17 protein-coding genes are annotated in these 17,597 nt (G+C 72.0%); 12 read left to right on the top strand and 5 right to left on the bottom strand.

Annotation, left to right across the window (positions count from 1 at the left end):
* Nucleotides 1-8 precede the first annotated feature (8 nt).
* Both ACH4D3_RS21395 and nudC read left to right on the top strand, forming a co-directional pair.
* A complete protein-coding gene (locus ACH4D3_RS21395; protein WP_398324146.1) occupies nucleotides 9-1,421 on the top strand; it encodes a dipeptidase in 1,413 nt (470 codons plus the stop codon).
* Nucleotides 1,422-1,581: 160 nt separating this feature from the next.
* Nucleotides 1,582-2,526 (top strand): NAD(+) diphosphatase, encoded by a 945-nt coding sequence (gene nudC, locus ACH4D3_RS21390; protein ID WP_398324144.1) that lies wholly within the window; start codon nucleotides 1,582-1,584, stop codon nucleotides 2,524-2,526.
* An 86-nt stretch (nucleotides 2,527-2,612) separates the two neighbouring features.
* On the opposite strand, the gene ACH4D3_RS21385 is transcribed toward nudC, so the two are convergent.
* Nucleotides 2,613-2,855, bottom strand: coding sequence for a mycoredoxin (locus ACH4D3_RS21385; protein ID WP_398324143.1), 243 nt, complete (start codon nucleotides 2,853-2,855; stop codon nucleotides 2,613-2,615).
* Between the two features lie 194 nt (nucleotides 2,856-3,049).
* On the opposite strand from ACH4D3_RS21385, the gene ACH4D3_RS21380 reads away from it, so the two are divergent.
* The 4 genes from ACH4D3_RS21380 to ACH4D3_RS21365 all read left to right on the top strand — a co-directional run bounded on the left by ACH4D3_RS21380 (nucleotide 3,050) and on the right by ACH4D3_RS21365 (nucleotide 6,619).
* Nucleotides 3,050-5,257 (top strand): ATP-dependent DNA helicase UvrD2, encoded by a 2,208-nt coding sequence (locus tag ACH4D3_RS21380; RefSeq protein ID WP_398324141.1) that lies wholly within the window; start codon nucleotides 3,050-3,052, stop codon nucleotides 5,255-5,257.
* Between the two features lie 164 nt (nucleotides 5,258-5,421).
* Complete coding sequence (locus tag ACH4D3_RS21375) at nucleotides 5,422-5,754, top strand: hypothetical protein (protein WP_164278389.1); 333 nt, start codon at nucleotides 5,422-5,424, stop codon at nucleotides 5,752-5,754.
* 176 nt (nucleotides 5,755-5,930) lie between these two features.
* Nucleotides 5,931-6,299: a WhiB family transcriptional regulator gene (locus ACH4D3_RS21370; RefSeq protein ID WP_003973786.1), complete on the top strand. Its 369-nt coding sequence runs from the start codon at nucleotides 5,931-5,933 to the stop codon at nucleotides 6,297-6,299.
* A complete protein-coding gene (locus ACH4D3_RS21365; RefSeq protein WP_109033322.1) occupies nucleotides 6,296-6,619 on the top strand; it encodes a hypothetical protein in 324 nt (107 codons plus the stop codon). Before ACH4D3_RS21370 ends, ACH4D3_RS21365 begins: the two co-directional genes overlap by 4 nt.
* 122 nt (nucleotides 6,620-6,741) lie before the next feature.
* Here ACH4D3_RS21365 and ACH4D3_RS21360 read toward each other — a convergent pair whose 3' ends face one another.
* The gene (locus ACH4D3_RS21360; RefSeq protein WP_398324138.1) at nucleotides 6,742-8,151 is read right to left on the bottom strand and encodes an ABC1 kinase family protein; all 1,410 of its coding nucleotides are present in this window, start codon (nucleotides 8,149-8,151) and stop codon (nucleotides 6,742-6,744) included.
* Nucleotides 8,144-9,358, bottom strand: a complete 1,215-nt coding sequence (locus ACH4D3_RS21355) for a TOMM precursor leader peptide-binding protein (protein WP_398324136.1) — start codon at nucleotides 9,356-9,358, stop codon at nucleotides 8,144-8,146. Before ACH4D3_RS21355 ends, ACH4D3_RS21360 begins: the two co-directional genes overlap by 8 nt.
* Before the next feature lie 233 nt (nucleotides 9,359-9,591).
* Between ACH4D3_RS21355 and ACH4D3_RS21350 the strand changes: the two genes are divergently transcribed.
* The 4 genes from ACH4D3_RS21350 (at nucleotide 9,592) to ACH4D3_RS21335 (ending at nucleotide 13,566) form a co-directional block, all read left to right on the top strand.
* Nucleotides 9,592-10,188: a M48 family metallopeptidase gene (locus ACH4D3_RS21350; protein WP_162833304.1), complete on the top strand. Its 597-nt coding sequence runs from the start codon at nucleotides 9,592-9,594 to the stop codon at nucleotides 10,186-10,188.
* Between the two features lie 138 nt (nucleotides 10,189-10,326).
* A complete protein-coding gene (locus tag ACH4D3_RS21345; RefSeq protein ID WP_398324134.1) occupies nucleotides 10,327-12,099 on the top strand; it encodes a TerD family protein in 1,773 nt (590 codons plus the stop codon).
* Nucleotides 12,100-12,112: 13 nt separating this feature from the next.
* Nucleotides 12,113-12,793 carry an AIM24 family protein gene (locus ACH4D3_RS21340; RefSeq protein ID WP_007444540.1) on the top strand — a complete coding sequence of 227 codons (681 nt, stop codon included), beginning with the start codon at nucleotides 12,113-12,115 and terminating at the stop codon, nucleotides 12,791-12,793.
* 17 nt (nucleotides 12,794-12,810) lie between these two features.
* Nucleotides 12,811-13,566: an AIM24 family protein gene (locus tag ACH4D3_RS21335; protein WP_398324132.1), complete on the top strand. Its 756-nt coding sequence runs from the start codon at nucleotides 12,811-12,813 to the stop codon at nucleotides 13,564-13,566.
* A 59-nt stretch (nucleotides 13,567-13,625) separates the two neighbouring features.
* On the opposite strand, the gene ACH4D3_RS21330 is transcribed toward ACH4D3_RS21335, so the two are convergent.
* Together ACH4D3_RS21330 and ACH4D3_RS21325 are read right to left on the bottom strand one after the other, a co-directional pair.
* Nucleotides 13,626-14,141: an NUDIX hydrolase gene (locus tag ACH4D3_RS21330; protein WP_398324131.1), complete on the bottom strand. Its 516-nt coding sequence runs from the start codon at nucleotides 14,139-14,141 to the stop codon at nucleotides 13,626-13,628.
* Complete coding sequence (locus ACH4D3_RS21325) at nucleotides 14,138-15,631, bottom strand: zinc-dependent metalloprotease (RefSeq protein WP_398324129.1); 1,494 nt, start codon at nucleotides 15,629-15,631, stop codon at nucleotides 14,138-14,140. Before ACH4D3_RS21325 ends, ACH4D3_RS21330 begins: the two co-directional genes overlap by 4 nt.
* 192 nt (nucleotides 15,632-15,823) lie before the next feature.
* Here ACH4D3_RS21325 and ACH4D3_RS21320 point away from each other — a divergent pair, with 192 nt between their 5' ends.
* The gene (locus ACH4D3_RS21320; RefSeq protein ID WP_003973776.1) at nucleotides 15,824-16,945 is read left to right on the top strand and encodes an SDR family oxidoreductase; all 1,122 of its coding nucleotides are present in this window, start codon (nucleotides 15,824-15,826) and stop codon (nucleotides 16,943-16,945) included.
* Nucleotides 16,946-17,068: 123 nt separating this feature from the next.
* The gene (locus tag ACH4D3_RS21315) at nucleotides 17,069-17,530 is read left to right on the top strand and encodes a molybdenum cofactor biosynthesis protein MoaE (RefSeq protein ID WP_398324127.1); all 462 of its coding nucleotides are present in this window, start codon (nucleotides 17,069-17,071) and stop codon (nucleotides 17,528-17,530) included.
* The last annotated feature ends 67 nt before the right edge of the window (nucleotides 17,531-17,597 follow it).

Raw genomic sequence — 17,597 nt, 5'->3', positions numbered from 1 at the left:
TCGTAAGTATGAGCCACCCCGTTGACAATGCTGTCAGCGCTGTCCGCACGTACATCGAGCGGCACCGCGCCGCCTTCCTGGACGACCTCGTCGAATGGCTGCGCATCCCGTCCGTGTCGGCCCAGCCCGACCACGCGACCGATGTGCGCCGCAGCGCCGACTGGCTCGCCGCCAAGCTGAAGGAGACCGGCTTCCCGACCGCGGAGGTCTGGCCGACCCAGGGCGCCCCCGCGGTGTTCGCCGAGTGGCCCTCCGGGGACCCGCGGGCACCGACGGTCCTCGTCTACGGCCACCACGACGTACAGCCCGCCGCCCGCGAGGACGGCTGGAACAGCGAGCCCTTCGACCCCGTCGTCCGCGAGAACCGCCTCTACGCGCGCGGGGCGGCCGACGACAAGGGGCAGGTGTTCTTCCACACACTCGGCGTCCGCGCCCACCTCGCCGCCACCGGCCGTACGGCTCCCGCGGTGAACCTCAAACTGCTGATCGAGGGCGAGGAGGAATCCGGCTCCCCGCACTTCCGTACCCTCGTCGAGGAGCGCGCCGAGCGGCTCACCGCCGACGCGGTCGTCGTCTCCGACACGGGCATGTGGTCCGAGGACACCCCCACCGTCTGCACCGGCATGCGCGGCCTCGCCGAGTGCGAGATCCGGCTGCACGGCCCCGACCAGGACATCCACTCGGGGTCCTTCGGCGGCGCGGTCCCCAACCCGGCCACCGCAGTCGCGCGCCTCGTGGCCGCCCTGCACGACGAGCACGCGCGCGTGGCGATACCCGGCTTCTACGCCGGAGTGGCCGACCTCACCGACCGGGAGCGCGAGCTCTTCGCCGAGCTGCCCTTCGACGAGCGGCAATGGCTGCGCACGGCCAAGTCGTACGCCGCCCACGGCGAAGCCGGACACACCACCCTGGAGCGCATCTGGGCCCGCCCCACCGCCGAGGTCAACGGCATCGGCGGCGGCTACCAGGGCCCCGGCAGCAAGACGATCATCCCGTCGTCCGCGATGGTGAAGCTCTCCTTCCGCCTCGTCGCGGGCCAGGACCCCGACCACGTGGAGAAGGCCGTCCGCGCCTGGGCCGACGCACAGGTACCCGCGGGCATCCGCTGCGAGGTCGTCTTCGGCTCCGCCACCCGCCCGTGCCTGACGCCGCTGGACCACCCGGCGCTGCGCTCCGTCGTCCGCGCGATGGGACGGGCCTTCGACAAACCGGTCCGCTTCACCCGCGAGGGCGGCTCCGGCCCGGCCGCCGACCTCCAGGAGGTCCTCGGCGCCCCGGTGCTCTTCCTCGGCATCTCCGTCCCGTCCGACGGCTGGCACGCCCCCGACGAGAAGGTGGAACTGGACCTGCTCCTCAAGGGCGTCGAAACCTCCGCCCACCTCTGGGGCGACCTGGGGGAGCACTGGCGTCACGCGCCCTGAGCGCCGAGCACGGTCCGGACCCGACCGGCATCGCGCGCGGCACACTGGAAAGGCCGCCCCGCACCCGCCGAGCCCTCCCGGACCCGGTCACCACCCGCCGTACGAACCGCCGAAACCGCCTGCCGAACCGAACCGCTCACCGGGGGAGTTGGAAGCACCCGTGACCACCTGGACCGACCACACCGCCGACCGTCCCATCTCGCTCACCGCCGCCAGCGGCATCGACCGCGCCGCCCACCACCGCCTCGACGAGGCCTGGCTCGCGGCGGCGTGGAGTCACCCCTCGACGCGCTGCTTCGTGGTCTCCGGCGGCCAGGTCCTCATCGACGAGACGCCCGACGGGGCCACCGAACTCGTCATGACCCCCTCCTTCGAGGCCCCGCTCACCGAGGCGCACCGCTACTTCCTGGGCACCGACGAGGACGGGACCAGCTACTTCGCCCTCCAGAAGGACTCCCTGCCCGGGCGCATGGACCAGTCCGCGCGCCCCGCCGGCCTGCGCGAGGCCGGCCTACTCCTGTCCCCGCGCGACGCCGGGCTGATGGCCCACGCGGTCGCCCTGGAGAACTGGCAGCGCCTGCACCGGTTCTGCTCCCGCTGCGGAGCCCGCACCGTCATCGCCGCGGCCGGCCACATCCGCCGTTGCCCCGCCTGCGGCGCCGAGCACTACCCGCGCACCGACCCCGCGGTGATCATGGCGGTCACGGACGGTGCGGACCGCATCCTGCTCGGCCGCCAGGTGCACTGGCCCGAGGGCCGCTTCTCGACCCTCGCCGGTTTCGTGGAGCCCGGCGAGTCCATCGAGCAGTCGGTGCGCCGCGAGGTCCAGGAGGAGGTCGGCGTCACCGTCGGCCCGGTCGAGTACGTCGCGAGCCAGCCGTGGCCCTTCCCGTCCAGCCTGATGCTCGGCTTCATGGCCCACGCCACCTCGACCGAGATCAACGTCGACGGCGACGAGATCCACGAGGCCCGCTGGTTCTCCCGCGAGGAGCTGGGCGCCGCCTTCGAGTCCGGCGAGGTGCTGCCGCCCTACGGCATCTCGATCGCGGCCCGCCTCATCGAGCTCTGGTACGGCAGGCCGCTGCCGACGCGCGGCGCTTTCTGAGCCCGGACACCGCAGACGCCACGAGAGGGGCGGCCGTCCCCGTCGGGGGAGGGCCGCCCCTCTCGTCGTGCCGTCCGGCCGACCGGCTACGCGCCGATCTTCTGCTTCACCTGAGCCAGCGACGGGTTGGTCAGAGTGGAGCCGTCGGAGAAGAGCACGGTGGGCACCGTCTGGTTTCCGCCATTCGCCTTCTCCACGAACGCGGCGGACTCCGGGTCCTGCTCGATGTTGACCTCGGTGTACGCGATGCCCTCGCGGTCCATCTGGCTCTTCAGCCGACGGCAGTAGCCGCACCAGGTGGTGCTGTACATCGTCACAGTGCCCGACATGTCTCTCGTGCTCCTTAGGCGACTCGGAAAGCGGCGGCCCGGGGATGAGGTCGCAGGAGGTGAACGTCCGCGGCGGCACGCCCATTCCCGTCGCGCACTCCCGCCGTGTGATGTCTGTCGTATTGGTACGACTGTCGGTGCGTGCCTGTGGACAACCGACTCATCCGTCCCGCGAGACCTGGCAGCATGGCGGTGTGACAGCAGCAACGCACTCCACCCTCTTCCCGCAGGTACCGGACTCGGCCGACGCGGTGCTCGACGGGCTCGACCCCGAGCAGCGCGAGGTGGCGACCGCCCTGCGCGGTCCGGTGTGCGTGCTGGCGGGAGCCGGCACGGGCAAGACCCGCGCGATCACCCACCGCATCGCCTACGGCGTGCGCGCCGGGATCCTCCAGCCCTCCAGCGTGCTCGCCGTCACCTTCACCAACCGTGCGGCCGGCGAGATGCGCGGTCGGCTGCGCCAACTCGGCGCCTCCGGTGTGCAGGCCCGCACCTTTCACTCGGCGGCGCTGCGGCAGCTCCAGTACTTCTGGCCGAAAGCGATCGGCGGTTCCCTGCCCAGGCTCGTCGACCGCAAGATCCAGCTCGTCGCCGACGCGGCCGCCGCCTGCCGCATCCGCCTCGACCGGGGCGAGCTGCGCGACGTCACCGCGGAGATCGAGTGGTCCAAGGTGACCCAGACGGTGCCCGCCGACTACGCGCCGGCGGCGGCCAAGGCCGGCCGTGAGGCGCCCCGCGACCCGGCGGAGATCGCGCAGCTGTACGCCGCCTACGAGGACCTCAAGCGCGCGCGCTCCGTCATCGACTTCGAGGACGTGCTGCTGCTGACGGTGGCCGTCCTCCAGGACCGTCACGATGTCGCCGAGCAGGTCCGCGCCCAGTACCAGCACTTCGTGGTCGACGAGTACCAGGACGTCAGCCCTCTCCAGCAGCGTCTGCTGGAGCTGTGGCTCGGCGACCGCGACGACCTGTGCGTGGTCGGCGACGCCAGCCAGACGATCTATTCGTTCACGGGAGCAACCCCCGACCACCTGCTCGACTTCCGCGGCCGCCACCCCGGCGCCACCGTCGTCAAGCTGGTCCGCGACTACCGTTCCACCCCTCAGGTCGTCCACCTCGCCAACGGCCTGCTCGCCCAGGCCCGGGGCCGGGCCGCCGATCACCGCCTGGAGCTGGTCTCCCAGCGGCCCGCGGGCTCCGAGCCCGTCTACGCCGAGTACCCCGACGAGCCGGCCGAGGCCGAGGGCGCCGCCCGCCGCATCCGCGAGCTCATCGACTCGGGCGTCCCGGCCGCCGGGATCGCGGTCCTGTTCCGGACCAACTCGCAGTCGGAGACCTATGAGCAGGCGCTCGCCGACGCCGGGGTGCCGTATCAGTTGCGGGGCGCGGAGCGCTTCTTCGACCGGCCCGAGGTGCGCAAGGCCGGCAGTGCCCTGCGGGCCGCCGCCCGCTTCGGCGGCAACGACTCCCTCCTCGACGACGCCGTCGACCTGCCCTCGCAGGTGCGCGCGGTGCTGTCCGGGGAGGGCTGGACGACCGAGCCCCCGGCCGGGTCGGGCGCCGTCCGGGAGCGTTGGGAGTCGCTGGCCGCCCTGGTGGGACTGGCCCAGGACTTCGCCGCCGCCAGAGCGGGAGCCACGCTGAGCGACCTCGTCGTGGAACTCGACGAGCGCGCGGGCGCCCAGCACGCCCCGACGGTGCAGGGCGTCACCCTCGCCTCCCTGCACTCGGCCAAGGGCCTGGAGTGGGACGTCGTGTTCCTGGTCGGCGTCGCCGAGGGCATGATGCCGATCACCTACGCAAAGACCGACGAGCAGATCGAGGAGGAGCGCCGCCTTCTCTACGTCGGTGTCACCCGCGCGCGTGAACGCCTGCACCTGTCCTGGGCACTGGCCCGGTCGCCCGGCGGCCGGCCGAACCGCAGGCCCAGCCGCTTTCTGAAGGGGCTGCGGCCCGGTTCGGGCACGGCGGGCGGGCAGGCGGCCGCCGGGGGCGCCGGGGGCGTGGAGCGCGGGTTCCGAGGCGGCGGGAGTGGTGGCGCGGCCGCCGCGCCGAGGCGGACCCAGCGGACGCCGGCCCGCTGCCGGGTCTGCGGTCGCACCCTCACCGACGCCGGTGAGATGAAGCTGATGCGCTGCGAGGGGTGCCCGTCGGACATGGACGAGGGCGTCTACGAGCGGTTGCGCGAGTGGCGGGCGGTGCAGGCGGGGCGCAGCGGACAGCCCGCGTTCTGCGTCTTCACCGACAAGACGCTGATGGCGATCGCCGAGTCCGTCCCGGAGGACGAGCGGGAGCTGGCCAGGATCCCGGGAGTCGGGATGCGCAAGCTCAATCGGTACGGGACCGACGTCCTGGCCATCTGCGCAGGCCAGGAAGGTGTGGGGCTTGACGAGGACGACTGATACAAACTCGTCGAAAAAATAGTTTGCGCATGCCCCGGGAATCCCCATAGGTTCTTGGTCACGGGAACAGCGGCCTTCCCGGAGGCCCTGAATCCGTGTTGTACTTGCATATCCGCGGACTGGTTCGTCCCAGTCCCCCGAGACGCCGAGAGGAGGCGAGTCCAGTGATCAGCATCAACAGCAGCTTCGTCGTCAGCTCCACCGCCAAAATGACCGATCGCTCGGCCGTCTCCCTGTGCACGCTCGGCGCTTCTCACTCGGGCACCGGTCTGTCCGGCATTCGTGCCGTGCGTCCGGCTGCCGCCGCTGCTGCTCCCGCGGGCCTTCCCGTCCGGGAGCGCAATGAGCGACCGACCAAGGCACTGGAAGCAGCAGTAGCGGCACAGGCGCAGGCCTATGCCTTTACCGCGACCGGTGCCGGATTCCGGAAGCAGACGACGCAGCACCACCTGATGTGGGCCTTCCGTGGGCCAGAACCCTGGAGTGATCCAGCCTGATCGCCGATCAGGCCGGCGCCTTCAGGGCCGCGGAACCCCACCCGGGATCCGCGGCCCTTCTGTTTGTCCCCGAACGGGGGCGACAGCACGAAGGAGCCTCGGGACAAGAAAAGAACCCGGTACCAAGCCGCCACCCGGTCAACCGGCCGGAACGAACAGACGAGGAAGACCACCCCGTGCAACTCGAAGCGCACGCCCCGTCCGTACCGCCTTCCGACACGATCCCCAAGCCCTGTTCCACGGAGGACTCCACCTTGACCCCGCTCACCGCGCTCACCGCGCTCGACGACGCCATCGAGAACCTCGGCGTGCCCGTCCCCTGCCGTTCCTACGACCCGGAGGTCTTCTTCGCCGAGTCTCCGGCGGACGTGGAGTACGCCAAGTCCCTCTGCCGCACCTGCCCGCTGATCGAGGCCTGCCTCGCCGGTGCCAAGGAGCGGCGTGAGCCCTGGGGCGTCTGGGGTGGCGAGCTGTTCGTCCAGGGTGTCGTCGTCGCCCGGAAGCGGCCCCGTGGTCGCCCGCGCAAGAACCCGGTTTCGGCATGAACACCGCAGGAACGATCGACCGCCCCCTGACGTACGACCCCCAGAAGCAGGCCCCGATGAAGCCGTCCACCCACGACATCGCAGGCACCGCGCCTGAAGACTTCACCACCAGTGGCGCGAAGGACTCGCGTCAGAACAGGACCCGTGAAATGCAACTCATCCCAGAAGCCCTGGCACGTGCGCATATGCACGACCGCCTGCATGAGGCCGAGCAGGAACGCCGGGCGCTGCGCCTGGCGACCGCTCGCCGGATGCAGCGCCGGGCGGAGCGCGCCTCGATGCGTGCTCGGCGTGCGCTGGCCATGGCGGTCATGCAGTAACCGACACACCTGAAGCAGTGGTCTCCCGACGGGAGACGAAGCTCCGCCCGTGGGGGCCGGTCCGTCCGAACGGACCGGCCCCCACGGCGCGTTCGGCTCCGGTGGATCAGTGGATCAGTGGATCAGGCCTCGGCGGGCGTCCCCTCCACCTCGTACACGTCCTCCTCCGCTTCCTCGGCCGCTTCCGCCTCGGCCTCGTCCTCGGCGACGAACCCGACCAGCCACTCCTCCAACTCGTCGCGCAGCCGGACCGTGGCCCCCAGCTGGCAGAGCACACCGATGGTGCTCAGGGTCACGCGGTGGATCAGGAGATACGCCGGCGGCAGGTTGAGCTGCTTGGCCAGCTGGTACGCGGGGGAGCGGGGGTCACCGATGCGGGCGGCCTGGCTCCGCATCCAGCCGCGGGTGAAGGTGAACGCGTCGACCCTGGCCGGCTCGATGATCGGAAGCAGATAGTCGAGAACGGCATCGGGGTCCAGCTCTATCGACTCCTTGACGAAGCCCTCCGTGCAGAGCATCTCGTAGACGGCCTCCGCCTCGCCGTCGAGCGTCATGCGCAGGGCGTCGCCGATGGGTTCGGGCAGACCGCCCGGAAGGCGGTCGACCGTGCCGAAGTCCAGGACGCCCAGGCGCCAGTCGTCCTCGCCCCGAGGCCCGCCGGGCAGCAGCCGGAAGTTGCCGGGGTGCGGGTCGGCGTGCAGGAGCCCGGTGCGCGCGGGGCCGGAGAACAGGAAGTGGGCCAGCAACTGACCCGCCCGGTCGCGCTGCTCCTGCGTGCCGTTCGAGATGATCTCCGACATCGGGATGCCGTCGATCCACTCGGTGATCAGCACCTGCTCGCACTGGTGGACGACGTCCGGCACCACGATGTCCGGGTCGTCGCCGAAGACCTCGGCATGCGTCCGCTGGGCCTGCGCCTCCAGGTCGTAGTCCAGCTCCTCCGAGACCCGGTCCTTCAGCTCTGTGATCAGCGGCTTGATGTCCATGCCGGGGACCAGCGGGCCGAGCAGGCGGGCGAAGCGGCTGAGCTGGTTCAGGTCGGACAGCAGTGCTTCCCCGGCGCCCGGGTACTGCACCTTGACCGCCACCTCCCGGCCGTCGTGCCACACCCCCCGGTGCACCTGGCCGATCGAGGCGGCCGCGGCGGGCTTGTCCTCGAACTCCAGGAACAGGTCCTGCCAGTCCTCACCGAGCCGCTCCGCCAGCACGGAGTGCACGGTGCGCGTCGGCATCGGCGGTGCCGCCTCCTGCAGCTTGGTCAGCGCCGCACGATAGGGACCGGCGACCTCCTCGGGCAGCGCCGACTCGAAGACGGACAGGGCCTGCCCGAACTTCATCGCCCCGCCCTTGAGCTCGCCCAGCACCTTGAACAGCTGCTCCGCGGTGCGCTGCTGCAACTGCTGGCCGACGATCTCCGCGGACTCGCCGACGATTCGCTTGCCCAGCCCCCAGGTGGCCCGCCCGGCGAAGCCGAGCGGGAGCGCGGCGAGCTTGGCGGTCCGGGTGACCGCCTTGCGCGGAAGATCAGACATGCGCCCTCCAAGTCCCAGCCGGCCGCTCCGGTTCCGCCTCCTGGCGTACTTCCGCTGACGGCCCTTGCCCAGCCATTGTCGCGCGCCGGCCCCCGTCCTCGGGGATGTGTTCCTGCTTACCTTTCCGGGCCGCCCCGCAGGGGCAGGCGGGGTGTGGCCGGACCGGCCGCAGCTGCCATCGCAGGCCGGGCAGCGAGACCTCCCAGCGCGCGCCGGTGCCGGAGGGCGTCCTGCCGTCCAGGAAGGCGAGCGCCTGAGCCGCCGCGAACCCGGCGACCGTCGTCGCCAGGGCGAGGTCGCAGGGCGGCACCCGGCGCTGCCGGCCGGAGCGCCACTGTGCCACCAGCCGCGGCCAGGCGGGGTCCCGGTCCGTGCGGTCCGCGTGCAGGCAGCCGGCGCACCCCGTCTCGCCGGGCAGGACCAGGGGGCCGACGACACCGGTTCCCTCCACGACACCGGCGTAGAGGTGGGGTGTGCCGGAGGCCATCAGGGATTCCGCGGCGGTGGGGTCGGGCGTGTGCACGGCGACGTCGTCGCGCGGGGCGACGATCACCAGGGAGAGGCCCGGGGTGCCTTCCTCGGGCGGTGTCGTCGGGCCTCGGCGGGGAGCCCGGTCGGGAGCGGCCCGGCGCACCAGGCGGCGGGCCGTCTCGTCCCGGCGGTCGCCGACCGAGTCGGCGGGCAGGCCGCCCGGAGCGACGTCCCACGGCTCGACGCGTCCGCCGTCGCGCACGTCGATCCCGCCGACGCCCGCGCCCGACAGCAGGCCCGCCAGCACCGCGCCCACCCGTCCGGCGCCCCGCACTCCCACCCGCAGGGCGCGTCGGGCGGCCAGGTGTCTGATCGCGTCGCCCGGTTCCGAGGTCGTCAGGGACAGCGAGGCCAGGTCGGGGCGGAGTCGGTCGAGGACCTCCTTCTTCGCGCGCAGCGCGTCGGCGGCGGGCCCGCCGCCCCGGGAGTCGTCGAGCAGACCGGCCAGCGCCAGGCGCTCCACGACCCGGTCGACGTGCCCGTCCGGCAGGTCCATGCGGTGCCCCGCCTCGCGCAGCAGCGCCGGGCCACGGGTGCCGTTGAGCAGTTCGAGGAAGCTGCCCGTCGCCGTGTCCACGGGTGCCAGTGTCAGCGCGTGCGCCGGTGTCATTCCGAACTGCACGGTGTTCAGGTCGCGCCAGCCGCGCCTGAGCGCGGGCTTCACCATCGGATGCATGCCAGGTCCCCCCCGTAATGTCGTGCGGTGTCCTTGTGCGGTCCCGTCGTCGGCCGCGAATCCGCCGGCGAGTGCCAGCATGCCCGGATGCGCAAAGAGGCGTCGAAAGTTGTCCACAGGCGGTGGGTATTAGTCGTACGAATCAGCCGCCCGTCTCCCAGGACGAGTGGTGGATCGGCACCGATGCGTCCCGGAGCCGGGACTTCCCCGTGTGCAGCGGGTAACGTCGTGGCGTGTCCGCCGACCCACTGCACCGCGCCGGGGCACCCCCGCGCACACCGACGAATCCACTGCCGAGCGGCCCGGGGACGAGCGCGATCGAGGTGCGCAGAAGCACCCGGCGACGCCGGACGGTCTCCGCGTACCGGGAGGGTGATCGCACCGTCGTGCTGATCCCCGCCCGGATGTCCGAGGCGGAGGAGCAACGCTGGGTGAGCGTCATGCTGGACAAGCTGGCCGCCCAGGAGAGCAAGCGCGTCCTGGGCGACGCCGAGCTGGCCGAGCGCGCCGAGCGCCTGTCGGGACAGTATTTCGAGGGCCGGGCCCGGCCCACCTCGGTCCGCTGGGTCACCAACCAGAACACCCGCTGGGGCTCGTGCACCCCGTCCGAGGGAAGCATCCGGCTGTCGCACCGCCTCCAGGGCATGCCCGAGTACGTCGTCGACTACGTCCTCCTGCACGAGCTGGCCCACCTGCTGGTCCCCGGGCACGGGCCCCGGTTCTGGCGGCTCCTGGAGGCGTATCCGCGGACCGAGCGCGCCAGGGGCTACCTGGAGGGTGTGGTCGCCGCGGACCGGCTGCCGCACGTGCCCGGAGCCCGCAGCGAGTAGCCCGGGCGGCCCCGAACGGGGTCCGACACGGTCGCGCACGGGTTTCGTACCGGGTCTGTACCGACTTCCTCCGGTGTCGGTGTTTGCCGTTAGCCTGTCGCGACGCACTCACATTCGGATGGGGGACGGTCGTAACGCATGGCCAGGGAATTTCAACGCGGCCACAAGGCCAGGATCAGTGACCTCACCTCGGGCACGGATCTGTACGTAGGCGTACAGATCTCCGGCCCCGGGCTGAGCTTCGACATCAGCTGCTTCGGTCTCGACGCCGACGAGCGGTTGTCGGACGACCGGTACTTCGTGTTCTTCAACCAACCGAAGACCCCCGAGGAGTCCATCCAGCTCCTGGGCGCGCAGGCGGGTGACACCGAGTCCTTCCGGGTCACCCTCGACAGCATCCCGCAGCAGATCCAGAAGCTGTCCTTCACCGCGACGATCGACGGCGCGGGACAGATGTCGCAGGTGGGGCCCGGATACATCCGGATCGTCGCGGGCGGCGAGGAGGTGGCCCGGTACCCGTTCAGCGGTTCGGAGTTCTCCACCGAGCGCGCCGTGATGCTGGGCGACTTCTACCTGAAGGACGTGTGGCGCTTCGCCGCCGTCGGCCAGGGCTTCGACGGCGGTCTCGACGCGCTGCTGAGGAACTTCGGCGGCGAGGTGGCCGAGGACGAGGCTCCCGCACCGCAGCAGGCCCCGCAGCCGCAGGCCGGTGCCGCCCCGGGCTTCGCCCCGCCGGCCCAGGCCGCGGCGCCGCCGAGCTTCGGCGCGCCCGCCGCCCCGGCTCCCGCGGCCCCCGCCCCGGCTCCCGTGCCGCAGCAGCCCGCACCGCAGCAGCCCGCACCACAGGGCTTCGCCCCGCCGCCGGTCGCCACGCCGCCACCGGCTCCCGGGCCGGACGTGCACGCCGCGCAGACCATCGTCGCGCCCATGAACACGTCGCCCGGCGGCGCCCCGGTGCCGCCTCCCGCCCCGGCGCCCGCGCCGTACGGCCAGCCGGGCCAGCCCGGTCAGCAGCCGCCCTACGGCCAGGTCCCCGGCCAGACCGCCCCGCCGCCCCCCGGCTACGGCCAGCCCCAGGCCCCCCAGGCCCCGGCCCCGCCGCCCGGCTACGGGCAGCCGCCCGCGCCTCCCGGCTACGGGCAGCAGCCCGGACCGCCCGCGGGCTACGGCCAGCCGGCGCCGCCGCCCGGCTACGGGCAGCAGCCTCCCCAAGGCATGCCTCAGGGCATGCCCCAGGGCGCGCCGCAGGGCGCCGGTGTGACCGCGGCGCTCCAGCAGTTCCGGGAGACCGCGACCGGCCAGCGCTGGACGCAGCAGAACAAGAAGCTGGTCCGGGTAGACCTCGGCGCGGAAGGCCAGCCCGTGCTCGCCCGGCAGGGCAGCATGGTGCTCTACCAGGGCAAGGTCGACTTCAGCTACAAGGGCGCCGGATTCGCCGGCCGGGTCGTGGGCAACGCCACCGGCCAGGAGATGCAGCTGATGCGCTGCACCGGCAAGGGACAGGTGTTCCTCGCGGAGAACTCCGCGATGCTGCACCCCATCGAGCTCCAGGGCGACGCCGTCTGCGTCTCCGCGGAGAACGTCCTGGCCTTCGACGAGAGCCTCCAGTACGAGGTTCGCCGCATCGAGGGACACGGCATCCCGGGCGGCGCGCTGTTCACGATGCAGTTCCAGGGCACCGGCACGATCGTCGTGAAGACGCGCGGTGTGCCCGTGGTGCTGCCGGTGACGCCCACGACCTTCGCCGACTGCAACGCCGTGGTCGCCTGGTCCGCCGCCGCCCAGGTGGTCGTCTCCAGCCAGGTGCGGATGCGCCGCAACTCCTACGCCGGCGACACGGGCGAAAGCGTCAACCTGCAGTTCCGGGCCGCGCCCGGCAGCTTCGTCGTCGTCCAGCCGTACGAGATCTGAGGGAGAGCCCGACATGAACCAGCCGCTCGCGGGCTACGCTCCCGCACCCGTCGCCGCCCGCATGGAGAACCACGGCAACCACATGCTGAAGGTCGCCATGCAGACCGGAAACGACCTCCTCGCGCGCGTGGGCTCGATGACCGCCTACGAGGGCTTCGTCCAGTACGAGCCGAACCCGCCGGCCGTCCGCCAGATCGCCAAGGACTGGATGACCGGCGAGGGCGCGCCCCTGATGAAATGCTCCGGCGACGGGCTGCTCTACCTCGCCGACTACGGCGCCAACGTCGTCGTGATCAACCTCAACGGCGACGGGATCTCCGTCAACGCCACCAACCTGCTCGCCTTTGACGCCCACCTGACGTGGGGCGTGGAGCGCGTCAAGGGCCTGGCGAAATTCGCCGGGCAGGGCCTGTGGAACACGAAGATCTCCGGGCAGGGCTGGGTCGCGCTCACCTCCCGGGGCAAGCCGATCGTGGTCGACTGCGGCGGCGGCGAGGACGAGACCTACGTCGACCCGGACGCGCTCGTGGCCTGGTCCCCGAACCTCAAGGTGAAGGGCAAGCGCAGCTTCAAGGCGCAGTCGCTGATCGGCCGCGGCAGCGGCGAGGCCTTCCAGATGGCCTTCTCCGGTCAGGGCATCGTCGTCGTCCAGCCCAGCGAGGACAGCACCGACCGCCTCCGGGTCCGGGGCTGAGGGGGAGCCAGAACATCATGCAGAGCCCGATTTTCGCCTACAACGACCAGCAGACCCAGGAAGCCTGGAGCCTGCAGAACAAGCACATGCTCCGGGTCGCCCTGACCGGCCACGACGACGTGCTCGCCCGCAAGGGCACGATGGTCGCCTACCAGGGGCTCGTCGAGTTCGACGCCGAGTACCAGAGCAACAACCAGTCGCGCTCGCGTGCGCACACCGGCGAGGGCCTGGACCTGATGCGCTGCCACGGGCAGGGCACGGTCTACTTCTCCAACCTCGCCCAGTGCGTCCACGTGGTGGACGTCGACCAGGACGGCCTCACCGTCGACAGCAGCTACGTGCTCGCGATGGACTCGAACCTGCACCACGAGGTCATCGCGGTGGACAGCCTCTACGGCATCTCCGGCTCGGGGAAGTACCAGCTCAACATCACCGGCCGCGGAAAGGTCGCCCTGATGACCTCGGGCTCGCCGCTGTTCATGCAGGTGACACCCGACAAGTACGTCAACTGCGACGCCGACGCGATCGTCGCCTGGTCCACCGGCCTGCGCGTGCAGATGCAGGCCCAGACGCACTCCTCCGGGGTGTGGCGGCGGCGCGGGAACACCGGCGAGGGCTGGGAGCTGAGCTTCATGGGCAGCGGCTTCGCGCTCGTCCAGCCCAGCGAGCTGCTGCCGCCGCAGAACGCCCAGGTCGGGCAGGGCGTCGCCGCCCAGTACGGCATGGGGCAGCACGGGGCCCGCGGTCAGAACCAGGGCAACGTCTGGAGCTGAGCCGCCCGGCCGCCACTGTCCGGTAAGGGGTGATCGCCACAGCGGTCACCCCTTACCGGTCACAGGCGGGCGCGGGTCGCCTCCAGCAGGCGTACGACCGAGTCGTCGGCCACCTCCGCGACCTCGGCGTAGGGGAACCAGCGCAGGTCGAGGGACTCGTCGCTGATCGTCTCCACGGCACCCTCGGGAGCCAGGGCCGCGTACTGGACGTCCAGGTGCCAGGCGCAGGGCGTGTGGTGGCGGTCCAGCCGCACGGGGCCGCCGGACAGCAGGGTCAGTCCGGCGATGCCCGACTCCTCCGTGCCCTCGCGCAGGGCCGCCCGGGCCAGCGTGTCGTCGACCGGCTCGCAGTGACCGCCCATCTGCAGCCACATGCGCATCTTCTTGTGCAGGGTGAGCAGGACCCGCTCGCGCGACGGGTCGATCACCAAGGCGCTCGCCGTGACGTGTCCGTCCGCGCACGCCTTCCACATCCCGTCCGGGTGCGTCGCGAGATGGTCCAGGTAGACCTGGCGCAGCTCGTCCTGGCCCTCGTACGCCTTCAGGACCAGGACCGCGTAGTCGTGGAGGCTCACTCGCCGTCGTCGCCCTTGGGCTTGTCCTGGTCGTCGGCCCGGGTCTCGCCCCGGTCGCCCTCGCCCCGGTCGCCCTCGTCCTTCTTCCTCGGATCGGGCTTCTTCAGGTCGGGCTTGCCCGCCGCCTCGCCGAGCATCTTGTCCAGCTCGGAGAAGTCGAGCTGCTCACGGTGCACGAAGCCGTCCGGGTCGTCCAGGTCGGTCGCGGTCGGCAGCATGTCCGGGTGGGCCCACAGCCCGTCCCGGCCGTCGACACCGCGCGCGTCCGTCAGGGACGCCCACAGGCGGGAGGCGTCGCGCAGCCGGCGCGGGCGCAGCTCCAGGCCGATCAGCGTGGCGAAGGTCTGCTCTGCGGGCCCGCCCGAGGCGCGACGGCGGCGCAGCGTCTCGCGCAGCGCGTCGGCGGAGGACAGGCGCGGCTTCGCGGCGGTGTGCACCACCGCGTCCACCCAGCCCTCGACGAGCGCGAGAGCGGTCTCCAGCCGGGCCAGGGCCGCCTTCTGCTCCGGAGTGTCCTCCGGCTGGAACATGCCCTGCTGGAGAGCCTCCTGCAGCTGCTCGGGGTTCTGCGGGTCGAACTGGCCGACCACGTCCTCCAGCTTGGCCGTGTCCACCTTGATGCCACGGGCGTAGCCGTCGACGGCACCGAACAGGTGCGAGCGCAGCCACGGCACGTGCGCGAAGAGGCGCTGGTGGGCGGCCTCACGCAGCGCCAGGTACAGCCGCACCTCCTCCTGGGGCACGCCGAGGTCCTTGCCGAACGACTCGATGTTCGCCGGCAGCAGCGCGGCCTTGCCCGCCGGGCCGAGCGGCAGACCCACGTCGGTCGAGCCGACGACCTCGCCGGCGAGCACACCGACGGCCTGCCCGATCTGCGTGCCGAACATGGCGCCGCCCATGGACCGCATCATGCCGATCAGCGGGCCGGCCATGGCCTGCATCTCCTCCGGCAGCACGTCGCCCATGGCGTTGCCGACGCGCTCGGCGACCGGGTCGACCAGCTCGCGCCACGCGGGCAGGGTCGCCTCGACCCACTCCGCGCGGCTCCAGGCCACGGCGGTGCCCGCGCCGGACGGCAGGGCCGTCGCGTCGTCCAGCCACAGGTCGGCCAGGCGCACCGCCTCCTGGACGGCATTGCGCTCGGCGGGGCCGACGCTGGCGTCCTTGCGGCCGTCCGGCGTGCCCTGGGAGACCGTCTGGCGGGCGATCTGCTTGGCCATGTCCCAGTTCACCGGGCCGCCCTCGTAGGAGAGCATCTGGCCCAGCTGCTGGAACGCGGCGCCCAGGTCGTTGGGGTTCATGGAACCGAACATGGCAGCGAACGGGTTGTCCGCGCCGGGGCCGCCCAGGCCTCCGGCTCCGGACATCCCGAAACCGAACGGGTTGGCCGGTCCCTGACCACCGCCGCTCTGCTGGTCCTTCTTCTTGCCCTCGTCGCCGTCGTCCGGCTCCTCCGGCGGAAGGCCGAATCCGAATGGGGTGTCACTCACGGGGTTCCTCGGCTGGTAGGGCCGCCGGTTCTTTCCGGCGGCACGGCTGCCCGACTTCACCACCCAGCGTAGACACCCGAAGCCGATCGGGCCTCGGTGCTTCGCCGACTGACGGCCTGCGGCAGGATGGATGCCACCTGGTACGCACGCGTCGCTCGCGCTCGTACTGAAGACAACCTCTGGAGACGCCCGGTGAGTTCCCCAGATCCGCAGGTTCGCGCAGCGCGAAACCAGTCAACCAGTTCCGCCCGCCCCGGCGCGCGCGGACCCGTCGTCGCGGTCACCGGTGCCGCGTCCGGGGTGGGGGCGCTGCTCACCGCGCGGCTCGCCGCGTCCGACGAGGTCAGACAGGTCGTGGCCATTGATGAGCGGCGCGGCGGGTGCGAGGCGGCACAGTGGCAGATCCTGGACGTACGGGACCCGGCCATCGCCGAGAAACTGCGTGGTGCGGACGTCGTGGTGCACCTGGCGCTCGACCTCGACCTGGAGACCGACGCGGCCGCCCGCACGGCTTACAACGTCCGGGGGACGCAGACCGTCCTGACCGCCGCCGCGGCGGCCGGCGTGCACCGGGTGGTGCTGTGCACCTCCGCGATGGTCTACGGCGCACTCCCGGACAACGAACTGCCGTTGTCCGAGGACGCCGAGCTGCGCGCCACGGCCGAGGCCACGGGCGTCGGAGACCTGCTGGAGATCGAGCGGCTCGCGCGGCGCGCACCCCGGGCCCACCCCGGCCTGAACGTCACCGTGGTGCGGCCCGCCGTGCTGGTCGGGGGCATGGACACCGCGCTGACCAGGTATTTCGAGTCGCCCCGGCTGCTGGTCGTGGCCGGATCGCGGCCCGCCTGGCAGTTCTGCCACGTCGACGACCTGTGCAGTGCCCTGGAGTACGCCGTCCTGGAGAAGGCCGACGGAGAGCTGGCCGTCGGGTGCGACGGCTGGCTGGAGCAGGAGGAGGTCGAGGAGCTCAGCGGCATCCGGCGCATGGAGCTGCCCTCCGCGGTCGCGCTCGGCGCGGCGGCCCGGCTGCACCGGATCGGCCTGACACCCTCCCCGGCCGGGGACCTGGCGTACACGATGTACCCCTGGGTCGTGAGCGGCAGCCGCCTGCACGATGCCGGATGGCGTCCGAAGCACACGAACGAGGAGGTCCTGGCGGAGCTGCTCGAGGAGGTCTCGGGCCGGCACACGGTCGCAGGCCGGCGTCTCGGCCGCAAGGACGCGACGGCGGCGGGCGCCGCGGGCGCGACGGTGGCGCTGCTGGGCGCGGCCGCCGTGGTGCGTCGCGCGCGCAAGGCCCGGCGCCGCATCTGAGGCGCCCCGCCCGCCGGCCGGTGGCCGCCGGCGCGGCCCTGTAGGAGACTCCGACGCCTCACGCGTGCGTGCCGGGCGATCACGCTATTCCGCCCCGTCCGTGGCGTGGGGCACGATGGAGCCATGGCAACCACGAACGACCACCCCGGTGAGCTGGCCGCGGCCGACCCGGTCAAGCTGATCGGCATCCGTGAGACGCCGCTGTCCCTGGACGAGGTCTTCGGTGCGGTCGGGGACGACGCGTCGGGCGGCACCGCGCTGTTCGTGGGCACCGTGCGCAACCACGACGGCGGCACCGACGTCGACCGGCTCGGGTACTCGTGCCACCCGAGCGCCGAGGCCGAGATGCGGCGGATCGCTGAGAAGGTCGTCGCGGAGTACCCCGTACGGGCGCTCGCGGCACTGCACCGTGTGGGTGACCTGGAGGTCGGGGACCTCGCGGTGGTCGTCGCCGTGTCCTGCCCGCACCGGGGCGAGGCCTTCGACGCCTGCCGGAAGCTCATCGACGACCTGAAGCACGAGGTGCCCATCTGGAAGCATCAGACGTTTTCGGACGGTACCGAGGAGTGGGTGGGAGCCTGTTGAGCACGGGTGTCACCTGCGCGGCTCCGGTTGCGTAACCCGCCCCCCGGCGTGAGCGTTGTCACTGCGA

This window comes from Streptomyces sp. NPDC018026 (assembly GCF_044327745.1).
Classification (GTDB): Bacteria; Actinomycetota; Actinomycetes; order Streptomycetales; family Streptomycetaceae; genus Streptomyces; species Streptomyces rubrogriseus.
Note: the sequence above shows the minus strand (reverse complement) of the source record. Positions and strands in the feature narration are given on the sequence as shown.